At 68.1% G+C, this 20,070-nt stretch carries 20 protein-coding genes and 4 tRNA genes; 5 read left to right on the plus strand and 19 right to left on the minus strand.

The features are described 5' to 3' along the window. Positions 1 to 13 precede the first annotated feature (13 nt). From IPV09_RS00195 to thrS, 15 genes are all read right to left on the minus strand, one after another. The gene (locus IPV09_RS00195) at positions 14 to 1,267 is read right to left on the minus strand and encodes a YhjD/YihY/BrkB family envelope integrity protein (protein WP_207472836.1); all 1,254 of its coding nucleotides are present in this window, start codon (positions 1,265 to 1,267) and stop codon (positions 14 to 16) included. 17 nt (positions 1,268 to 1,284) lie between these two features. Further along, positions 1,285 to 1,863: a MerR family transcriptional regulator gene (locus IPV09_RS00200; RefSeq protein WP_207472837.1), complete on the minus strand. Its 579-nt coding sequence runs from the start codon at positions 1,861 to 1,863 to the stop codon at positions 1,285 to 1,287. 177 nt (positions 1,864 to 2,040) lie between these two features. Continuing rightward, positions 2,041 to 2,505 (minus strand): bifunctional nuclease family protein, encoded by a 465-nt coding sequence (locus IPV09_RS00205; RefSeq protein WP_207472838.1) that lies wholly within the window; start codon positions 2,503 to 2,505, stop codon positions 2,041 to 2,043. 28 nt (positions 2,506 to 2,533) lie between these two features. Then, positions 2,534 to 3,238 carry a MerR family transcriptional regulator gene (locus IPV09_RS00210; RefSeq protein WP_207472839.1) on the minus strand — a complete coding sequence of 235 codons (705 nt, stop codon included), beginning with the start codon at positions 3,236 to 3,238 and terminating at the stop codon, positions 2,534 to 2,536. Continuing rightward, positions 3,238 to 3,729 (minus strand): FHA domain-containing protein, encoded by a 492-nt coding sequence (locus tag IPV09_RS00215; protein ID WP_207473021.1) that lies wholly within the window; start codon positions 3,727 to 3,729, stop codon positions 3,238 to 3,240. Before IPV09_RS00215 ends, IPV09_RS00210 begins: the two co-directional genes overlap by 1 nt. A gap of 129 nt (positions 3,730 to 3,858) precedes the next feature. Beyond that, positions 3,859 to 4,248: a glycine cleavage system protein H gene (locus IPV09_RS00220; RefSeq protein WP_207472841.1), complete on the minus strand. Its 390-nt coding sequence runs from the start codon at positions 4,246 to 4,248 to the stop codon at positions 3,859 to 3,861. Between the two features lie 40 nt (positions 4,249 to 4,288). After that, complete coding sequence (locus tag IPV09_RS00225; protein WP_207472843.1) at positions 4,289 to 5,020, minus strand: DUF881 domain-containing protein; 732 nt, start codon at positions 5,018 to 5,020, stop codon at positions 4,289 to 4,291. Then, complete coding sequence (locus tag IPV09_RS00230; protein ID WP_207472845.1) at positions 5,013 to 5,345, minus strand: small basic family protein; 333 nt, start codon at positions 5,343 to 5,345, stop codon at positions 5,013 to 5,015. Before IPV09_RS00230 ends, IPV09_RS00225 begins: the two co-directional genes overlap by 8 nt. Further along, positions 5,342 to 6,160 (minus strand): DUF881 domain-containing protein, encoded by an 819-nt coding sequence (locus tag IPV09_RS00235; RefSeq protein WP_207472847.1) that lies wholly within the window; start codon positions 6,158 to 6,160, stop codon positions 5,342 to 5,344. Before IPV09_RS00235 ends, IPV09_RS00230 begins: the two co-directional genes overlap by 4 nt. A gap of 32 nt (positions 6,161 to 6,192) precedes the next feature. After that, entirely contained in the window at positions 6,193 to 6,846 is a 654-nt protein-coding gene (locus IPV09_RS00240; RefSeq protein WP_207472849.1) for a CDP-alcohol phosphatidyltransferase family protein, read from the minus strand. Positions 6,847 to 6,855: 9 nt separating this feature from the next. Next, positions 6,856 to 7,992, minus strand: coding sequence for a glycosyltransferase family 4 protein (locus IPV09_RS00245; RefSeq protein WP_207472850.1), 1,137 nt, complete (start codon positions 7,990 to 7,992; stop codon positions 6,856 to 6,858). Then, positions 7,992 to 8,876, minus strand: a complete 885-nt coding sequence (locus IPV09_RS00250; RefSeq protein ID WP_207472851.1) for a hypothetical protein — start codon at positions 8,874 to 8,876, stop codon at positions 7,992 to 7,994. Before IPV09_RS00250 ends, IPV09_RS00245 begins: the two co-directional genes overlap by 1 nt. 2 nt (positions 8,877 to 8,878) lie before the next feature. Continuing rightward, positions 8,879 to 9,538 carry a phosphatidylinositol phosphate synthase gene (pgsA, locus tag IPV09_RS00255; RefSeq protein WP_207472852.1) on the minus strand — a complete coding sequence of 220 codons (660 nt, stop codon included), beginning with the start codon at positions 9,536 to 9,538 and terminating at the stop codon, positions 8,879 to 8,881. Beyond that, entirely contained in the window at positions 9,531 to 10,166 is a 636-nt protein-coding gene (locus tag IPV09_RS00260; RefSeq protein ID WP_370590149.1) for an HIT domain-containing protein, read from the minus strand. The genes pgsA and IPV09_RS00260 overlap by 8 nt, the downstream gene beginning before the upstream one ends. A 2-nt stretch (positions 10,167 to 10,168) precedes the next feature. Beyond that, complete coding sequence (thrS, locus tag IPV09_RS00265) at positions 10,169 to 12,238, minus strand: threonine--tRNA ligase (RefSeq protein ID WP_207472853.1); 2,070 nt, start codon at positions 12,236 to 12,238, stop codon at positions 10,169 to 10,171. 71 nt (positions 12,239 to 12,309) lie between these two features. Here thrS and IPV09_RS00270 point away from each other — a divergent pair, with 71 nt between their 5' ends. From IPV09_RS00270 to IPV09_RS00280, 3 genes are all read left to right on the plus strand, one after another. Next, complete coding sequence (locus IPV09_RS00270; RefSeq protein WP_207472854.1) at positions 12,310 to 12,960, plus strand: DUF2461 domain-containing protein; 651 nt, start codon at positions 12,310 to 12,312, stop codon at positions 12,958 to 12,960. Positions 12,961 to 13,082: 122 nt separating this feature from the next. Further along, entirely contained in the window at positions 13,083 to 14,726 is a 1,644-nt protein-coding gene (locus tag IPV09_RS00275; RefSeq protein WP_370590150.1) for an ATP-dependent DNA ligase, read from the plus strand. A gap of 134 nt (positions 14,727 to 14,860) precedes the next feature. Continuing rightward, positions 14,861 to 16,117: a DUF2254 domain-containing protein gene (locus IPV09_RS00280; RefSeq protein WP_207472855.1), complete on the plus strand. Its 1,257-nt coding sequence runs from the start codon at positions 14,861 to 14,863 to the stop codon at positions 16,115 to 16,117. 304 nt (positions 16,118 to 16,421) lie between these two features. Here the strand turns inward: IPV09_RS00280 and IPV09_RS00285 are convergent, their stop codons facing one another. From IPV09_RS00285 to IPV09_RS00300, 4 genes are all read right to left on the minus strand, one after another. Beyond that, positions 16,422 to 17,930 (minus strand): amidohydrolase, encoded by a 1,509-nt coding sequence (locus IPV09_RS00285; protein ID WP_370590151.1) that lies wholly within the window; start codon positions 17,928 to 17,930, stop codon positions 16,422 to 16,424. 141 nt (positions 17,931 to 18,071) lie between these two features. Next, positions 18,072 to 18,147: transfer RNA gene (locus IPV09_RS00290), tRNA-Val, on the minus strand. A 1-nt stretch (position 18,148) separates the two neighbouring features. Further along, positions 18,149 to 18,219, minus strand: a tRNA-Cys gene (locus IPV09_RS00295). 49 nt (positions 18,220 to 18,268) lie between these two features. Beyond that, positions 18,269 to 18,341: transfer RNA gene (locus IPV09_RS00300), tRNA-Gly, on the minus strand. Between the two features lie 366 nt (positions 18,342 to 18,707). Between IPV09_RS00300 and IPV09_RS00305 the strand changes: the two genes are divergently transcribed. Continuing rightward, a tRNA-Val gene (locus IPV09_RS00305) sits at positions 18,708 to 18,782 on the plus strand. A 234-nt stretch (positions 18,783 to 19,016) separates the two neighbouring features. Further along, a complete protein-coding gene (locus IPV09_RS00310; RefSeq protein WP_207472859.1) occupies positions 19,017 to 19,985 on the plus strand; it encodes a YihY/virulence factor BrkB family protein in 969 nt (322 codons plus the stop codon). Positions 19,986 to 20,070 lie beyond the last annotated feature (85 nt).

Genomic DNA, 20,070 nt, shown 5'->3' on the forward strand with positions numbered 1-20,070 from the left:
CAGCCAGCCCGGGTCAGCGTCCCCGTCGCCACAGCCGCTTCAGCCTGCCAACGGCGGCGACGGCCAGTGCACCGGCGCCCAGTCCGGTGGCCGTCCCGGCCACCCAGCCGGCCCGGATGCCGGTCCTGACCGAGCGGGCGGCGACCGGTTCGGACACCATCCGGTCGGGGTCGGGCTGGGGATAGTCGTCCAGGGTGACGATCTTGGCACGGTAGGGCTGGTAGCGGTGCGGACGGGCCGTGGTCATCACGCTGGGAATGTCGTCGGCCGTCAACGTCAGCTTCTTGTCCGCGCGCTGTTCGGCACGTTCCTGATCGGCCTGGGCCCAGTGGTCCTCGGCGGCGACGGTGTCGTCGCGGTGGCGCAGCGGCTCGTCGGCCTCGTGGTAGTGGAAGGCGATCGCCGGCTGCTTGTCGGTCGCGATCCAGCAGCCGATGAACAGGATGATCCGCGCGAACAGGTTCATGAACAACATTAGGATGATGACCGGGCCGAACAGTGCCGCGGCCTTGTTGCCGGAGAAGACGCCGATCAGGGCGCCGGCACCGATCTGCAGCGCCGTGAAGGCCACCGCCCCAATGATCGACCCGATCATCTTGGCCTTGCTGATCCGGTGGTCGTTGGGCAGCAGCACGAAGATCAGCATGAACAGCAGCCAGGCGGCCACGGCGGTCAACAGGTAACTGGCCAGCCGCAGCAGCACCTGTCCCCCGGGCCAGTCCTCGATCCGCAGCAACCCGACCAGCCAGGCGTTCAGGGCGGTGCCGCCCATGGACAGCGCAAAGGTGACCAACACCCCGAGCAGCAACAGCAGCAGGGTGGCCATGTTGAGCAGGGTGGCGGCGACGATGTTGCGCTTGTCCTTGACGTACTCGAACTCGGGCCGCCACTGGGCGTTGAGGGCGCCGCGCAGGTTGCCCACCCATCCGGATCCGGCGTAGGCCAGGGACAGCAGACCCACCAGGCCCACGGCGCGCCAGTTGCGCAGGTAGTCGACGATCAGGTCGGTGAGCTGCTGGCCCGCATCACCGCTGAGACGTTCCACCAGCAGGTTGCTGACGCTGTCCATCCAGTCGGGCCGCAGCACCGTCAGCGTCATGCCCAGCAGCGAGAAGGCGAACATCAGGATGGGCACCAGCGCCAGCACCGAGAAATAGGTGATGGCCGCGCCGAACTGGTTCGCCAGGCGGTTGCCGAAGCGGACATTGGCCCTGAGCAGGTGCGCGACGGTGGGGTGTGCCTTGAGCGCTGCCAACCTTCGCTTCACGGTGTGCTCCTCGAGTGTCAGGCCAACTTCTTGCGGCGACGGCGACTGAGTTCGTCATCGGACACGATAACCGGGGTCGGCTGCGCCCGCTCGGTGGGCAACTGGGCCAAGGACCCCTCGAGGTCGCGCCACACTCCGCCCAGGGCGATCGCGAACATGCCCTGGCCACCGTTGAGCAGGTCGATGATCTCGTTGTTGGAGGTGCATTCGTAGACCGAGACGCCGTCGCTCATCAGGGTCACCTGGGTCAGGTCCTGGACGCCGCGCTGGCGCAGGTGGTCGACGGCCAGGCGGATCTGCTGCAGCGAGATGCCGGCATCGAGCAGCTTCTTGATCACCTTCAGCATCAGGATGTCGCGGAACGAGTACAGGCGCTGTGAACCGGAGCCCTCGGCCGAGCGGATGCTGGGTCCGACCAGACCCGTGCGGGCCCAGTAGTCCAGCTGTCGGTAGGTGATGCCCGCCGCACCGCAGGCCACCGGCCCGCGGAACCCGAGGTCCTCGGGCAGCGGAGCGAAGTCCCCGTCGAACAGCGTGCCCTGCAGGTCGACCTGCCCGGTCGACGCGGGTCGCTGCGATTCTGCGGTTCCGCTCATTGCGGGCTCCTTCTCGGTGCTGGACCAACATCAACGAACCTAAACCGAAGCCGCCGCTGGTGCCGGGTGCCACGCCGCCAACCCCGGCGGTGGCCCGTCATCCGTCCCCACAATGTGGGTCTGGCTAGGACTTTTGGAAATGACAGGGGGTGAACTACATCTTGAGGGTTTGCCGCATCACGCCTCGAAGTCGTCGGCGTTGACGTTGTCGAGGAACTCGCGGAACTTCTCCACGTCGTCCTCGGGGACGGCCTCCTCCTCGGTGATCCCGGCCTCGTCCAGCACCTCCTCGGTGCAGGTCAGGGTCAGGCCGGCACGGACCGCCAGGGCGGCCAGGTCGGACGGGCGCGCGGTGATGACATGGCCGTCGACGATGAGCTCACCATTGAAGACCCCATCGCGCACCTCGGTGATCCGGCCCTCAAGGCTGGTGTGGCCCAGTTGGGTCAACAGGTCAGCCATCAGGTCGTGGGTCAGCGGACGGACGGGCACCTGGCCCTCCATGGCGGTCAGGACGGCGCGCGCCTCGGCGTGACCGACCCAGATGGTGAGCTGGCGGGACCCCTCCTGCTCGCGCAGGATCAGGGTCGGGACCCGACCCGCCCAGTCCATGACAACTCCGATGACATCCAGCTTCGGCATGGCACCAACACTACCCGCAGTCGGCCGGTCAGGGTTCCAGCATGGTGTGCATCATCGCCGCATGGGCGTGCAGGACCAGTCGGGTGACCTCCGAGGCGGCTTCGCTGGCATGGGTGCGGCGCCTCACGTACGGGGCGATGGCCTGCTCGACCAGACCCGCCTCGCGTTCGGCGGACTGCTTGATGGCCCGCAGGTGACGCACGTCCATGCCGTAGGGCGCCAGCTTGTTGGCGACCGTGCAGATCGTCAGCGCCTCGCGTCCGTAGTAGCTGGTGCCGCGCTTGGGGCCGACGATCTGCAGCCGTTCCAAGTCGAGCAGGGTGGCATCGGAGATGCCGCTGGCCGAGACCAGTTCCCGACGTGACATCCGGATCGGCTTGAGCGGGGTGCGGTCCTTGCGTCCCGGGTCGGGTCGGTGCTCCGGCGTCGCCGCGGGCACCGTGGTGGGTTGCGTCGGTGTCGGTTCGAGGCTGGGTGGTTCCCCGCCGGCGTCCATGACGTCGAGGTGTTCCTTGATGACTTTCAGCGGCAGGTAGTGGTCGCGCTGCACCCGCAGGATGTAGGCGAGCCGGTCGATGTCGACCTGGGCGTACTTGCGGTAGCCCGATGGTGCCCGCTCGGGCGACAACAGGCCCTCGCTCTCGAGGAAGCGGATCTTCGAGATCGAGATGTCGGCGAACTCGGGCTTGAGGATGCTGAGGACCTGCCCGATGCTACGCATCGGCGCGGCCATCAGTGCATTCCTTGCTCACTCACGCAGAAGACCATGCGGAACTTGCCGATCTGCACCTCATCACCCTGGCGCAGTGGCGACGGCTTCTCGACCAGGACCCTGTTGACGTAGGTGCCGTTCAGCGAGCCGAGGTCCTCCAGGGAGAATCCCTCGTGGCTGCGCAGGAAACGGCAGTGGTGGCGCGAGACGGTGATGTCGTCCAGGAAGATGTCCGACTTCGGGTGACGCCCGACGGTCGCCTGGTCGGTGTCCAGCAGGTACTTCGCGCCGGTGCCGGGGCCACGCTCGACCAGCAGCAGGGCGTTGCCGACGGGCAGGTCGCGGACCGCCTCGAGCACCTCGGTGGACTGCTCCCCCGCGGAGCGGACGTCGTCGACGATGATCGGGATGGTCCGGGTGGCGTCGCTGACCTTGGTCAACTTCTCACCGCACTGGGCGCAGAAATTGCTTCCGGCAGCGTTGCCGTGACCACAAGCTGGGCAGTCGACCATCACTTCTCTTCCTCGTCGTGACGTGCTCAGCGCTTGCTGCGCCTGCCACGTCATGGTGGCGGTTGGTCCATCCTAGGCAGAACTGCGGCCCGCGCGGCGATCACTCGCCGCGCAGTGGCAATTCCGCGGTCACTCACCCACGAAAACTTCGTAGCCGTCGGCGTCCATCAAGCCTACCGAGCCGTGCTCGACGGCCGCGAGTTCCTGCTCGAACAGCCAACCGCTGCGGTACGGGTCCTGGCGCACCGATTCCGGCTGGTCGGCCAGCGTCTGGTTGACGGCTGTCACCACCCCCGTCACCGGGGCAATGATCGCCTCGGAGCCACTGGGACCGACCAGTTCGCCGCAGGCGTCCCCGGCCCGCAGGTCCGCGCCGACGGTGGGCAGGCTCACGTGGACCACCGAGCCGGAGGACTCGACCAGGTAGTCGGTGGCGCCCACCCGCAGCGAACGACCGTCGCCCAGGCGAACCCACAGGTGGTGCGGGCTGTACTTCACGTCATCAGGAAATCGCGACACCCCAACTCCTCGATCCGTCGGTGCGCCCAGCCTAGCCGTCTCATGCGGGTCGGGCCCATTGCGGGGGTCGGGGGCTGTGGAGCGACTCGACCAGAATGCGAGGGGCCTGGGCAATGTTCACCCGGGCCCCGATCTCGGGGGCCTGCAGGCGGCTGACCAATCCGCCACGGAACCGGGCCCCCTCCTCCAGGCTGTGCGGGTCGCCGATCACCTTGAGCACGTACGGTGCGGTGATCGGGGTGCCGTTGACGGTGATGGTGCCCCGGTCGGAGCCCAGCCAGGTGGACGCCACCACCCGGACCCCGTTGAGTTCCATCACCTCGGCGCCGGCGTCACGCATCTCCTCGATGCCGTCCAGGAGCAACTGCGGGGTCACCTTGGCGTCCTGGTCGTGGATGGTGATGGTGATGCCGGGGCCTTCGGCCGGCGCGGTGCCGGCCAGGATCGACAGGTCCTGGACGCGCTTGCGTGCCTGCGCCTGGGCCTGGGCCCGGTTGTCGGCGCCGGTCTGCAGTTGGCGTTTGGCGGCCTCCTGCTCGGCGATCTGCTCACGCAGGTCGTTGTTGCTGCCATTGAGCTGGTCGAGCAGCCCGACCAGTTCGTCACGTCGCAGCGACGAGAAGCTCTCGTCGGCCCGGTTGGCCCGGAACTGCCACACGGTGGCCATGGCGACCAGGCACAGCACGACGGCCAGCACGAACTGGGCCTTGCTGGGCCGCAGAAAGGCCTGCAGGGCGCCGGGCCTGGTGGTGGGTGTGGTCTTCTCAGGCATGCAGGATCGCCCGTCGGATGGCGGCCGCGTTGGTGAAGATGCGGATGCCGAGCACCACCACGACGCCGGTGGACAGTTGGCCACCCACACCGATCAGGTCACCCAGCCACACGATCAGCGCGGCGATCAGGATGTTGCTGAAGAACGAGACGACGAAGACCTTGTCGGCGAAGGTGCCCTCGAGGTAGGCGCGGGCAGCGCCGAACAGGGCGTCCAGGGCGGCGACGATCATGATGGGCAGGTACGGAGCGAGGAAGGCTGGCAGCGTGGGCTCCAGCACCAGGCCCAGGGCAACACCGGCGATCAGTCCCAGGATGGCAATCACTTGACCGGCCCCGCCTTCTGAACGCCGAGCCCCGGGTCGGCGGGCAGGCTCAGGATCTGGCGCACCGACAGCTCGTAGCGCATGCCGTAGTTCTCGCGCAGGTAGTCCCACCAGCTCGACCCGGTGGTCGCGGCCCAGCGGGCGGGCAGGGTGTTCGGGTCGCCGATGGCCTCGACGGTGTAGGGCCTGTTCAGTGAGGTGTAGTCGACGGTGATGGCGCTGCCCGCGCCACGGATGGCGGTGCGGGCGCTCAGGCGGTGGCCGTTGATGGCGATGGCCTCGGCCCCGGCGGCCCAGAGTCCATTGACCAGGTGGCGCAGGTCCTGGTCGATGACGCGGCTCTGGTCGCTGGTCTGGGTACTGGAATCATCGACCACCACGACCAGCCCCGGGCCGGTGACGGGGGTGGCCCCGGACAATGCGCCGAGGTTGATGAGCTGGGTGCCGGTGCTCGAGTCCTTGCCGACGGCCTCGGCCTGCAGGTCGTCCACCTGGGCCTCCACCTCGGCCAACTGCCGACGCAGGTCGGACTGGTCGTCCTGCTGGCTCTGCACCTGCTTGATCAGCGCCGCGCGTTCCAGTGCGGCCTCGGGCTGCTGGCGGAAGTTCTGCACCACGGCCATGCCGAGCAGTGTGCCCGCCAGCACCAGCGTCACCAGCAGCAGCACGCGGGTGCGGCGCCCGGGTCCGGTTGCGGTGGCCGACCGGTAGCCGGGGTCGATGCTGGTCTCGACGACCTCACCGAGCAGGGACATGCTCTGGTCCGGACGCCGCGGCGCGGGTCCGGGGGCGTCGGGGGTCGGTTCGAGGGGCATGGTGGCCAGTGTAGGCGTCGTCCGCGCCGGGGTCAGACTCGCGGATGCGACCTCAGCAGGGCCGCGGTCTGGCGCACGTAGAGGAGTCCGGCCCACCAGTACAGGCCGGCGCCCCACAGCGCGAACGCCCAGCCGCCCACCCGCGCCGCGGTGTGCCAGCCCGAGTCACCGTCGCCGAGCAGCACCAGGGGGAAGGCGTAGAGCAGGCAGAAGGTGGCCGCCTTGCCGATGAAGTGCACCGGCAGGCTGGTGAAACCCCTGGTCTTCAGCAACGGCACCATGGCCAACAGGACGATCTCGCGCAGCGCCAGGACCACCAGCAGCCACCAGGGCACCAGGTCGCGAACCGCCAGGGCGATCACGATGGCCAGGATGTAGAGGCGGTCAGCAATCGGGTCCAGCATCTGACCGACCCGCGAGGTCTGCTTCCAGCGCCGGGCGAGGAAGCCGTCGAGCCAGTCGGTCGCGCCGGCGACGGCGAGCACGATGACTGCGACCAGGTCGGCCCCCGGGAGCCACGTGGGGGGTGCGAGGACCAGCCAGACGAACAGCGGCACCCCGACGAGTCGGGCAAAGGAGAGGATGTTGGGAATCGTGAGCACCCGGTCGGTGTCGTAGCTGGGCGCGTCGAGCGCAGCGACGTCCCTCTCGGTGTCGCCGGTCAGGACGGGGTCCGGTCGTGCCACAACCCAAGACTAGCGACCCCGTCGGATGCCGACGTCGTGGGCGGAGATCACCTGTTCGTAGATCTGGCCGATGCGAGAACCCAGGACGTCCCAGTCGAAACTTGCCGCGTGCTGCCATCCGGCGAGACGACGCGCGACCGAGGGGTGCTCCAGGACCGACACCACCTGGTCGGCCAGCCGTCCGGCGTCCCCGATGGGGGCAAGGGTGCCCACCAGCGCCTGCTGGTCGTCGGTGAGGACCTCCGCAAAGGCTGGCAGGCTGCTGGCGACGACGTCGGCCCCCGCCGCCAGGGCCTCCAGCAGGACGATGCCGAAACTTTCCCGTCCGATGTGTGGCGCCACGTAGACGTCGGTGCTGCCCAGCACCGCGTCGCGGGCGGTGTCGTCCAGGCAGCCGAGGAAGTCGACCCCAGGCAGGGGTCGCGGGGTCCCTTCGCCGACGACCATCACGTGGGTGCCGCCCAGACGCTGCCGGATCAGGGGCAGCGCCTGCGCGAAGACATCGAATCCCTTGCGGGGTTCGTCGTAGCGCCCGACGAAGGTGATCCGCGGATGGTCCCCACCGCGCCAACTGGTGCGTTCCAGGTCGCCCGGACGGGGCCCGATGCCGATGCCATTGCCGATGACGACGGGGTCGAGCCCCAGGTGGTCACGCACGACCTGCCGGGCCACCGACGAGACGGCGATGCCCACGTCGATCGACGCGATGCTGCCGGCCAGCAGTCGGCGGGCGGCGCTCATCGAGGACGATCCCGGGGTGGCGGTGTGGAAGGTGGCCACCACGGGGCCGGAGGACTGCCACAGGCTGAGCAGGGAGATGCTGGGCGTGACCGGCTCGTGCAGGTGCAGGACGTCGGGTTGGAGCCGATGCAGCCAGGCCCGCACCCGCATCGTCTCGAGCGGACCGAAGCTGATCCGCGCCACCGAACCGTTGTAGGGCACGGGCACCGCCGGCCCGGTGCTGGTGAACTGGTCGGCGCCAAGCCCCGACCTGGCCAGTGCCGTGGCGTCCGGAATCCCCGGCCCCAGGACAGCGACCCGATGACCTTGGCCGGTGAGCCAGCCGGCCAGTCCCATGACGTGGTTCTGCACACCACCTGGTCGGCTGAAGGAGTAGGGACAGACCAGTCCGATCGTGTAGCCCATCAGCGGTCCTCGGCGAAGAAAGGCTGCAGCATGTGCCAGTCGTGGGGATGGGCCTGGATCTGCTCGCTGAAGAAGTCGCACAGCTGCTGGGTCATGGCGCTGGCCCGGGCCAGGTGGGTGGTGGCGTCCTCGGGTGCCCGCAACGGCTCGGAGACGACGATCCGCATCCGCCGCCCCTCATAGTGGCAGGTGACCCCGAACAGGGCCGCGCCTGAACGCAGTGCCACGAGGGCCGCACCCGGTGGCATGGTGACGTGACGGTCGCCGGAACGAGTGCGCCAGATCACCGGGATACCGCGGCGGCTCAAGTCCCGGTCGGACATCAGGCAGACCAGGTGACCGGTGCCGACGTCGGCGACCAGGCGGCGCAGCACCCGCGGGTCGCGGTGGCCGTAGATGGTGAAGCCCAGGCGTTCACGCAGCCGGACGAAGACCTCGAACTCCGCCGGCACCAGTTCCTCGGCCACGGCCGAGACGGGCAGACCGCGCTGGCAGACCCAGGCGCCGGCCAGATCCCACGAACCGGAATGGGGCAGGCCCGTCACGGCGCCCCCGTTGGCCATGGCGTCGCTGAGGCGCTGCCAGTGCTCGGGCGACATCACGGCGCGGCGTTCGAAGTCGGCCGCCGACCAGTGCACCAACTGCAGCGAGGTGACCGCGTTGCGGGCCCAGGACCACAGGCCGCGGATGACGTCGAGGCGGGTCGTGGTCCGTCCGGTGATGGTGGCGTGGTTGCGGGCCCACCGGTTCACGGGCCGGTTGGGGAAGGCGCTCAGGGCGACCACGCCGACGGCGACCAGCGGCCACCACAATGGCCACGGGACGCGGCCGGCCACCAGCCAGACCCGTGCCCGCAGTCGCTGCCCCATCGTGGTCACCGACATGGTCACCGCGTCTCGGGGACGATGGCGGCTGGCGTGGTGGGTACGTCCGGCTGCTGCCAGACCTGGGCCATCCGCTGGCCCACGGTGATGGCTCCGGCGACGACGAGCCAGACCAGGGCGCACGGCAATGCCCACTCCCACCACGCGGGCAGGTGCCCGTCCCGGGCAAGTCCGGTGAGCAGGGTTCCCAGTCCCAGGGCCACCAGCCGATCCGCGCGGGCGACGAGGCCACCGGTGACCGCGAGGCCCAGGGACTCGCCACGTGCCTTCACGTAGCTGGTGACCTGACCGAGGACCAGCGCGGCGATCGCGACCCCGGTCCACGTCACGGAGGCACCCGGCCCCGCGAAGAACAGGGCCACCCCCATGAACAGGGCACCGTCTGCGAGGCGGTCGAGGGTGGAGTCCAGGAACGCACCCCACGTGGTCGAGCGGCCACTGAGCCGGGCCATCTGGCCGTCGAGGCTGTCGGTGCACACCAGCACGGCCCAGACCAGGCTGCCCTGCCACAGCCAGCCCTGGGGCAGCATCACCAGGGCGGCCACGATGGTGGCGATCGTGCCGGTCCAGGTCACTGCGTCGGGACTGATCCGGGCGGCGAGCAGCAGCCGGGCCGGCGGGGTCATCACGGCCCGCCAGCCCGTCCTGAACCGCTCAAGCATTCGGTGACACTCCCCCAGCGGCATCGTTGACGGGGTCGGTGTCGCTGATCCAGTTCTCAGCGAGCATGCGACGGGTGTCGCCCAGGAGCTGTGGCAGCGCCCGGGTCTGGCCAATGATCGGCAGGAAGTTGGAGTCGCCCTGGTAGCGGGGCACCACATGCTGGTGCAGGTGCGCGGCGATGCCAGCCCCGGCGACGGCCCCCTGGTTCATGCCCAGGTTGAATCCGGCGGGCCCGGACGTGGCCCGCAGGGTGGTCATGGCTTCGCGGGTCATCCGTCCGATCTCGAGCAGTTCCACGGCCGTCAACTCGGTGAAGTCGGCCACGTGACGGTAGGGGCAGACCAGCAGGTGGCCGGGTGAGTAGGGATAGAGGTTCATCACCACGTACGCGGCAGTGCCGCGGTGCACCACGAGCCCGTCGGCGTCGGGCTGGTCCGGCACCCGGCAGAACGGGCACTGGGGGCCGCCCTGCCCGGTGGTCGGCTTGTTCTCGCCCTGGATGTAGGCCATCCGGTGCGGCGTCCACAGTCGCTGGAACTGGTCGGGCGCGCCCGCGTACTCGTCGGCGTGGTGCACCTCGGAGCCCGGTGCGCCGTCCAGACCGAGGGGATCACCCGGGGTGATCACGCTCAGGCCCCTTCGGCAGCTGACGGGTTGGCGTTCGAGCGTGAGCGGACCACCTGCACGATCTCGGCCACGGCCTGGTCGACGGGCACGCCGTTGCGCTGGGAGCCGTCGCGGTAGCGGAACGAGACGGCGCCGGCGTCGCGGTCCTCACCGCCGGCGATCAGCATGAAGGGCGCCTTGGACTTCTGGGCGTTGCGGATCTTCTTGCCGAAACGGTCGTCGGACAGGTCGAGTTCAACGCGGATTCCCTCGGCGCGCAGGGCGGCTGCCACCGACTCGAGGTGGTCGTTGAATTCGTCGGCGACCGGGATGCCCAGCACCTGCACCGGGGACAGCCAGGCCGGGAAGGCACCGGCGTAGTGCTCGGTGAGCACGCCGAAGAACCGTTCGATGGAACCGAACAGGGCCCGGTGGATCATCACCGGACGCTGGCGGCTGCCGTCGGTGGCGGTGTACTCCAGTTCGAAGAGTTCCGGCTCGAAGAAGTCGAGCTGGATGGTCGACAGCTGCCAGGTGCGTCCGATGGCGTCCTTGGCCTGCACCGAGATCTTCGGACCGTAGAAGGCGGCGCCGCCCGGGTCGGGCACCAGGGCCAGTCCGGAGGCCTGCGCCACCTCGGCCAGGGTCTGGGTCGCCTCCTCCCAGGTCTGGTCGTCACCCACGGACTTCTCGGGGTCGCGGGTGGACAGTTCCAGGTAGAAGTCGTCCAGGCCGTAGTCCTTGAGCAGGTCCAGGACGAAGCTCAGCAACGAGGTCAGCTCGTCCTTCATCTGCTCGCGGGTGCAGTAGATGTGGGCGTCGTCCTGGGTGAACCCGCGGGCCCGGGTCAGTCCATGCACGACACCGGACTTCTCGTAGCGGTAGACGCTGCCGAACTCGAACAACCGCAGCGGCAGTTCACGGTAGGAGCGTCCGCGGCTCTGGAAGACCAGGTTGTGCATGGGGCAGTTCATCGGCTTGAGGTAGTAGTCGACGCCCTGCTTGGTGATGTTGCCGGCCGCGTCGCGTTCCTCGTCCATGTGCATGGGCGGGTACATGCCGTCGGCGTACCACTCCAGGTGCTTCGAGGTCTCGAACAGGTGGCCCTTGGTGATGTGCGGGGTGCTGACGAAGGAGTAGCCGGCCTCGATGTGGCGCCGACGGCTGTACTCCTCCATCTCCATCTTGATGGTGGCGCCCTTGGGGTGGAACACGGGCAGGCCGGAGCCGATCTCGTCGGGGAAGCTGAACAGGTCGAGTTCGGTGCCCAGCTTGCGGTGGTCGCGCTTGGCGGCCTCCTCCAGCCGGGTCAGGTGCGCGGTCAGGTCGTCCTTGGACGCCCAGGCGGTGCCGTAGACGCGCTGCAGTGAGGCGTTGCGCTGGTCGCCGCGCCAGTAGGCCGCCGAGCTGCGGGTCAGGGTGACGGCGTTGAGGTACCCGGTGTGCGGCACGTGCGGGCCACGGCACAGGTCCTTCCACGCCACCGAACCGTCGCGTCGCAGGTTGTCATAGATGGTCAGTTCGCCGGCGCCAACCTCGACCGAGGAGCCGTCGTCGTCAGACGAGGAGGCCTTCTGCTCGACCAGTTCCAGCTTGAACGGCTCGTTGGCCAGTTCGGCGCGGGCGTCCTCGTCGGTGACCACGCGACGGGAGAACCGCTGGCGCTCCTTGATGATGCGCACCATCTGCTTGTCGATGGCCTTGAGGTCCTCGGGGGTGAGGGGGTCGACCTGGAAGTCGTAGTAGAAGCCGTCGGTGATGGGCGGGCCAATGCCGAGCTTGGCCTCGGGGTGCAGGTTCTGCAGCGCCTGCGCGGTGACATGGGCGGCGGAATGGCGCACGATGGACAGGCCCTCGGGGCTGGTCATCTCCACGGGCTCGACGACGTCGCCATCGCCCAGTTCACGGGCCAGGTCACGGGTCTCGCCGTTGACCACCATGGCGACGATTGAGCGATCATCGCCGAACAGGTCGAGGCCGGTAGTAGTCGCCTCGACCGCCTGCTGGTTGGTTGCACCTGCACGGACGACGGAGACTGTGATGGACACCGGTATTCCTCTCTTGACGGACGGCCGAGCTCGGCCTCCTGTCATTCTGCCGCACCCCGGGCCCTGACCGTAACTGCCGCCCCGAGGCATCCGTTGCCGGCTCGTAGGGTGGGGCCATGACGTTCGCCGGACTCCCCCACGATGCCGTTGCCTTCTATCGCGAGTTGGAGCAGAACAATTCCCGGGAATGGTGGCTGGCGCACAAGACGCGCTACGACGAGGTGGTGCGCGGGCCGATCACGGAACTGGCCGGGTTGCTGGAGCCGGCCTTTGGTGAGACCAAGGTCTTTCGTCCCAACCGGGACGTGCGCTTCAGTCATGACAAGTCTCCCTACAAGGGCCACCAGGGGGTCTTCGTCAAGACCGTGTCGCGGGCCGGCTGGTACTTCCAGGTGGATGCCGAGGGGCTCCGGATGGGTGGCGGCTCCTACTCGTTCGCCCCGGACCAGTTGGCCGCCTACCGTGCGGCCGTGGCGCATGACGTTCATGGAGCACGGCTGGAGCGGTTGCTCGACGAGTTGGTCGCCGCCGGTTACCAGGTGGGTGGGGAGCAGTTGGCGACCCGACCGCGAGGTGTGGCAGCTGACGCCCCCCGCCTGGACCTGCTGCGGCGCAAGGCGCTGAACGTGATGCTGGTGGTGGGGGAACCGGACTGGATGGCCACGCCCGACCTGGCCGACTACGTGCACGACAGTTGGGACGAGGTGCGCCCGCTGGTGGAGTGGCTGGACGACTGCGTCGGTGAGACGAGCTATTCGGAGCGCTGAGCTCATCGCGCGTCCAGACAGTCCTTGACCGCACCTGCAGCGGTTGAAGGCAGGTGCACGGTTTCAAGCACTGCAGGAGCACCGGACTGTTGCAGATGACGCATCGACGAGGATCCGCCGGCGTGAGCGCTCAGGGACGGGCATGCCAGTGGCCCGCCGGGGTGCCGGCGGGACTGCCTCCGCCCACCAACCCCAGCGCCTACCGCTTCGCCGCTGACATACTTCCCGGTATGCAGCTCGCCCGAGTCATCCAGACCTCGGCCGCGGTGGCCGCAACCCGTTCCCGGACGGAGAAGACGGCCCTGCTGGCCCAGACCCTGCGCGAGGCCGCGGACGCTGAACAGGCCCGGCTGGTCGAGGTGGTAGCGGATTACCTGGCCGGAGTTCTGCCGCAGCGCACTGTCGGGGTCGGTTGGCGGGGTCTGCAGCACCTGCCCGCGCCCGCCCCGAACTCGACGCTGCGCGTGCTGGAGGTCGATGCTGCCCTGGATGCCCTGCGTGCGGTGGGCGGCTCGGGCTCGACAGCTACGCGTGCCACTGCGGTCGGTGAACTGTTCGCCCGCGCGACCGACGATGAGCAGCGGTGGCTGGTGGGCCTGATCACCGGCGAGCTGCGCCAGGGAGCCGGCGACGGCGTCCTGCTGCCAGCGATCGCCCAGGCAGCCGAGGTTCCCGAGAAGCTGGTGCGACGTGCCGTCATGCTGGCAGGCTTCGCCGGACCCGTGGCCCGGGCCGCGCTCGACGGCGGTGCGCCAGCGCTCGAGGCGATCAGGCTCGAGGTGGGACGTCCGCTTCGGCCCATGCTCGCCGGCTCCGAGCCGGATGTCGCCGCGGCACTCGCCACCACTGAGGACAGTGAGGTCGCTCTGGACGCCAAGATCGACGGCATCCGGCTGCAGATCCATCTGGACCGAGGGCAGGACGGCGGTCAGGTGCGACTCTTCACCCGCAGCCTGGACGAGATCACCGACCGACTTCCCGAGGTCGTGGCGCTCGTGCAGTCTCTGGAGGCCGAGACTGCGGTGCTGGACGGGGAGGTGATCGCGCTCCAGGGTGATCGGCGCCCGCATCCGTTCCAGGTGACCGGCGCCCGGACGGCGTCCAGCGCGGACCCGGTCGCCCTGTCCGCGACGACCCCGGTCACGACCTACCTGTTCGACGTGCTCCACCTGGATGGCCGTGACCTGGTGGACGAGCCGGCCCGCGTCCGGTGGGAGGTCCTGCAGCAGCTCGCCCCAAACATCACCGTCGACCGCGTCACGACGGCGGATCCGGCCGTGGCGCAGGCCTTCTTCGACGATGTCATAGCGCAGGGCCACGAGGGCGTCGTGGTCAAGGACCTGGGGGCGCCGTACGCCGCGGGCCGTCGCGGGGCGGGCTGGGTCAAGGTCAAGCCGCGACGCACCGCCGACCTGGTGGTGCTTGCCGTCGAATGGGGCAGCGGCCGCCGCCGCGGGTGGCTGTCCAACATCCATTTGGGCGCCCGCGACCCGGCGACCGGGCAGCTGGTCATGGTCGGCAAGACCTTCAAGGGCATGACCGACGAGATGCTCACCTGGCAGACCGAGCGCTTCCTGGGACTGGAGACCCATCGGGACGGGCATGTCGTCCACGTGCGACCTGAGCAGGTGGTCGAGATCGCCTGTGACGGGGTGCAAACCTCACGGCGCTACCCCGGTGGGCTGGCGCTGCGCTTCGCCCGGGTGCTGCGCTATCGCGACGACAAGGGGCCCGACGAGGCGGACACGCTGGCGGCGCTGCGCTGACGAGAGCTTGCGACACCCGTCAGCACCTGCCGGACTGGCAGGATGACGCCATGGACGAGGTGGCTGGACCGACACGACCCACGGTTTCCCAACGAGCACCCGCCGGTCAGCGCGCCCGGGGCACGGTGCCCGTCGTGACCCCGCAGACGTGGTGGAACCGTCTGTGGAAGCCGTTCTGGGCCGTTCCAGCAGCCGCAGTCCTGATCTCTCTGGTGGTCGGAATTTTCCTGCCGCGGGCGGAGGAAGCCTGGGGCCCCAGTCAACTGCAGTACGTCTTCCAGGGCGGCCCGGATGGTGCCCGTGGACTGCTCGGGACCATCGCCTCAGCCATGATTTCGGTGACCGGACTGGTCTTCTCCATCACGATGGTCGTTCTGCAACTGGCCTCAAGTCAGTTCACCCCACGGGTGCTGGGCGGATTCCTGCAGAACCGCGTGGTGCAATCCACGCTGGGCATTTTCGTCTCCACCTTCGTGTTCGCGCTGACCGTGACCCGGTCAGTGCGGGGGGACAACGAGACCGAGCAGTTCGTTCCGCAGGTCTCGGTGACATTGGCCTTCCTGATGGTGCTGGCGTGCGTGGGGTTCTTCCTGGCGTTCATCCACCACATCACCCTGTCGATCCAGGTGTCCCATGTCATTTCGCGGATCGGGGACCAGACCGCTCGATTGGCCGACCGGATGTTTCCCGAGCCTGCCGGGACCAACATCCCCGCGTTCGGGCCCAGTTGGTCCCCCAATCCGGGGATGCCGCACTGCAGCCTGGAGGCTTCACGACATGGCGTCATCACGTTTGTGGACTATGCCGGTCTTCTGCGCTGGGCCGGAAAACGAAACGTCGTGGTGACACTCGACCGTCCGGTGGGCCAGTTCCTGGCCGAGGGTCAGCACATGCTCCGGGTATGGGGGACGCTCGCCGGTGACGAGGAGGCCGAGACCCGTGATCTGTACAAACTCGTCGGGGTGGGACCGCAACGAGAGATGCGCCAGGACGTCGCCTTCGGAATTCGTCAGCTCGTGGACATCGCCGACCGCGCCCTGTCCCCCGGGGTGAACGATCCGACGACAGCGGTGCGGTGCATCGACGAGTTGCACCAGATCCTGCGTCGACTGGTCCAGCGGGCGTCACCCAGTCCCTACATCGCCGACGACCAGGGTCAGGTGCGCCTGGTTCACCACCCCCAGCCGATCACTGACCTGGTGGAGCTCGCGGTGGTGGAGATCGCACACTTCGGTCGGAATGCGGTACAGATCACGCCACGGCTGCGGATCATGCTCGAGGACCTGGCTGAGGTCAGCGCCGAGCGCTATCGAGGCTGCGTGGACCAGTTGCTCCAGACGCTGGACGCCCCGCTGCCCGGCCCGGATCATGCGCACGAAAAAACCGGCTGACCAGGATTCCCTGGCCAGCCGGCCTGTGCCGCGTGGTCGGTGATACCAGATGTGAAATGGGGACCTCTTCGGTATCAGGAATATGTCCCCCTTGGCAGCACCTCGGGTCCCTCGCGGTACAAGTCGAGAGTCATCTTCGCGCTCTGGCGGCCCAGGCCGTTCTGGACGTCTTGACCGACATGCGCCTCCGGCTTCTGGCGGCGGGCAAGCCCTGCGTCGCCGCGATGCGACCCAGGGGCTCCGAATCGCCACGGCGCTCCTCGTGGACGCCACTATTGCCCATCCGATCCACGCGTCACCAGGCTCAGGCAGGGAGCCACGTGCGCGCCGCCGCGACTAAGGCCGTTACACCCACCTGCATCGTCGGATCCAGCGCCGGCGCATAATGCGGTGAGTGATTTGACGGGATGGACTGGAGTGCTGGGTCGTCCACGCCTCCGCCCGCGGCGAACAGTCCAGGGTCCGCCCCGCCGAGTAGCCAGTAGGACAATGGAGCGCCGGCGGCCGTCGCGAGCACGCCGACGTCTTCGCTGCCAGCGCCGGCGCCTGGATCGATGACCTTGTCGGGGCCCAACCATTCACGGAAAGTGGCGAAGCTCCGGGCGAGAGCCTCAGGATCGTTGACCACCACCGGGAACCGTTCGATCGACTCGACCAGCGGCTCCTGAGGTGCGCCAGCAGTCGCCGAGATGCCGTGCAGCATCCGTTGGAGACTTGTCATCACCTTTTCACGAACGCTGCTGGAGTAGGTGCGGACGTTGAGCAACAACTCGGCTTCATCGGGGATGACATTCGCAACCTCTCCAGAACGGACGGCGCCCACGGTCAGCACGACAACATCAGTGCTAGGAACTTCACGGGACACGATGGTCTGCAATCGCAAGATTGCCTCCGCGGCCATCACGACCGGGTCCACCGAACTCTGAGGCATCGACCCATGCGCCCCTCGGCCAAACAGCCGGACTCGGAGTGAGTCAGAGGCGGCGTATGCAGGGCCCGGGTGGCCCGCGATCATGCCGGCAGGCCGGGGTGCGACATGTTGGCCAAGCACAACATCGGGCGTGGGGAAACGCTCGAACAGTCCGTCATCAATCATCGCCTGAGCACCCGCCCCGAGCTCCTCGGCTGGTTGGAAGACAAGAAGCAACGTCCCCCTCCACCGCCCTGGGTCAGTTACCAACGCCTCCGCCGCTCCGAGGAGGCAGGCCGTGTGCATGTCATGGCCACAAGCGTGACTGACGGCCACCCGTTTGCCGCCCGCCGTTACTCCGGTGGCTCGGCTGGCGTAGTCCAGACCGGTCTCTTCCCCAACGGGCAGCCCGTCCATGTCTGCCCGGAGCAGTGCTATGGGCCCTGGACCATTGCGTATGACACCCACAACCCCAGTCCCCCCAATCCCCGTGCTCACCTCTAGCCCCAAGTCCGTCAGCCGCCCAGCGACCAGTGCGCTCGTGCGGTGTTCTTGGAACCCCAGCTCCGGGTGCGCGTGCAAATCCCTGTATAGCTCCGCAAGGTCGGCTGGGATTATCACCCCCTCGTATGGTCGCTGCCCCATCGCAACTCCTTCCCTTCGTGATCGCCGCGGGCCCATAGTCGTCCATCCCCATCGTGTCAAGCCATCGCGCGGCTCGCAGGCGAACGGCATGTCTGCGGACAGCGACGCTCCGACGGAACTGAGACTCGGCGCGTAGAACTCAGACCTCGCCACAGGCATGGCCATCGGTGTCAGCGTCACGTTCGCGGCAGGAGCAGCATGACCGGCGGGCACAACATGGGCACAATCTGGGCACAAGTCCACGCGGGCCACATTCATCACGCCTAGTCAGGCGGATTTGTGGCCGGCACGAGCACTCGACTCCACTTCGTGGCATTCGGGGCCATCGGAGCGGACCTGGCAGGGCAACAATAAGACCGGCTGGCTAGGGATTTCCCTAGCCAGCCGGCCTGCACTGCGTGGTGGGCGGTACCAGATTTGAACTGATGACCTCTTCCGTGTCAGGGAAGCGCGCTACCAGCTGCGCCAACCGCCCGAGGTGGAGACGGGATTTGAACCCGTGTACACGGATTTGCAGTCCGTTGCCTCGCCTCTCGGCCACTCCACCAAGGAAAAGTGACCTCAAACCTTGGATATAGAGGGCTGAGACCCTTCCGAGCGGACGACGAGATTCGAACTCGCGACCCTCACCTTGGCAAGGTGATGCTCTACCAACTGAGCCACGTCCGCATGCCCTGTCCTGTTTGGCCTCTCGGCCTCCCGTTCTTGGGGCGTTGAGAACATTAGCCCACATCAGGAGCAGGACACAAATCGAGGCCCCAGAGGCTGCGCTGGCGTCGTCGAAACGCACCCCCCACCACACTCAACTCGCCCGGTAAACCGCTTCTGACAACCCACTTCACCCAGAGCGCGGCCTTGTCCACATGCTGGCCGCCCCGGACGCCGAGGGCGTCACGCGGTGCCACGTCCTGCGTCGCAGACACCCCCGTGCGGCCACCCCGACGGTGCGAAAACTCCTGTCCTGCGTCGACCACGGACGTCGCCCGGACCGGATTGGATCATCCGCCAAACCTGCGCTAGTGTTGACCCTCGCATGGTCGATTGGCGCAGTGGTAGCGCGCTTCGTTCACACCGAAGAGGTCACTGGTTCGAACCCAGTATCGACCACCAGCACCAGCCCGCCCCGGGTCACCTGGGGCGGGCTTCGTCATTCCCGGCCCCTGCGCCACCCATTCACCACCCATTCACGCTGACGCCCGACCCATCCCGAGTCGCGGGCTGCGCGTCACCTCCGCGTGGGGACCTCGACGTGGCATCATCCGAACCACGGCCCACCACCGTCGGCCGCCCCGACCAACCGCCCACCGGAAGCTGCGAACAATGATCACCGGGACCGTGCCACGCATGCCCGAGTTCATCTCGCGCCGACTCGACGACCCCGACCCCTCCCCCGCTCGTCGGCTGCAGGTCAACGTGCTGCGCGTCCTGTGGCGCACGCTCGGCGCCTGCCTGCGCTACCGCGTCACCGGGCTCGCGGCGGAGTCCGCCTTCTTCCTGCTGCTGTCCCTGCCGCCGCTGCTGTTCGGGCTGGCCGGCTCGGTGGGCTTCATCGCCCAGCGCTTCAGCACCTCTGCGGTCGCCAACTTCCGCAGCCAGTTGCTGGAGCTGTCGACCCACGTGCTCACCCCGCAGGCCATCAATGACGTGCTTGCCCCGACCCTGGATGAGGTGCTCGGGCGTGGGCGCTTCGAGGTGGTTTCGATCGGCTTCGTGGTGGCGCTGTGGTCCGGGTCGCGGGCGCTGGCGATCTTCCTGGACACGGTCACCATCATGTACGGGCACCACGGCCGCCGGGGCATCGTGCACAACCGCGCCCTGAGCGTGGCGGCCTATCTCGCCATGCTCGCGCTCGCCGCCTTCTTCCTGCCCCTGGTCGTAGCCGGACCGAGCCTGCTCGCCCGCCTGGTGCCGGACAGTCTGGGCTGGTTGGCCGACGCCTACTGGCCGGTGGTGCTGATCGGTTCCGTGCTCGGCCTGACCATGATCTTCAACTGGGCGGTGCCGGTGCGGCGACGTTGGCGCGCCGACCTCCCGGGTGCAGCCGTCACCCTGGGGGTCTGGCTCGGCGGTTCGGCGCTGGTCCGCATGTTCCTGATTGCCCAACTCGGCACCGCCTCGCTCTACGGGCCGCTGGCCGCGCCCATCGGGGTGCTGATCTGGTTCTACCTCAGCTCCATCGCCATCCTGGTGGGAGCGGCCTTCAACGCCTCGATCGAGTCGGTGTGGCCCAAGTTCTCGGGCATCAGCGAGCAGACCGCCCATGAGCTGCAGGAACACGGCGAGGAACCCGCAGAACCCGGATCCACAGTGTGAGATTGCCGTATCGACATCTGGACATTAGTCTTGCTGTCAACGCTGCGGAGCGCCGATACTGACTCAAAACCGGGAAAGGTGCCAC

Source organism: Tessaracoccus sp. SD287 (assembly GCF_017355265.1).
Taxonomy (GTDB): Bacteria; Actinomycetota; Actinomycetes; order Propionibacteriales; family Propionibacteriaceae; genus Aestuariimicrobium.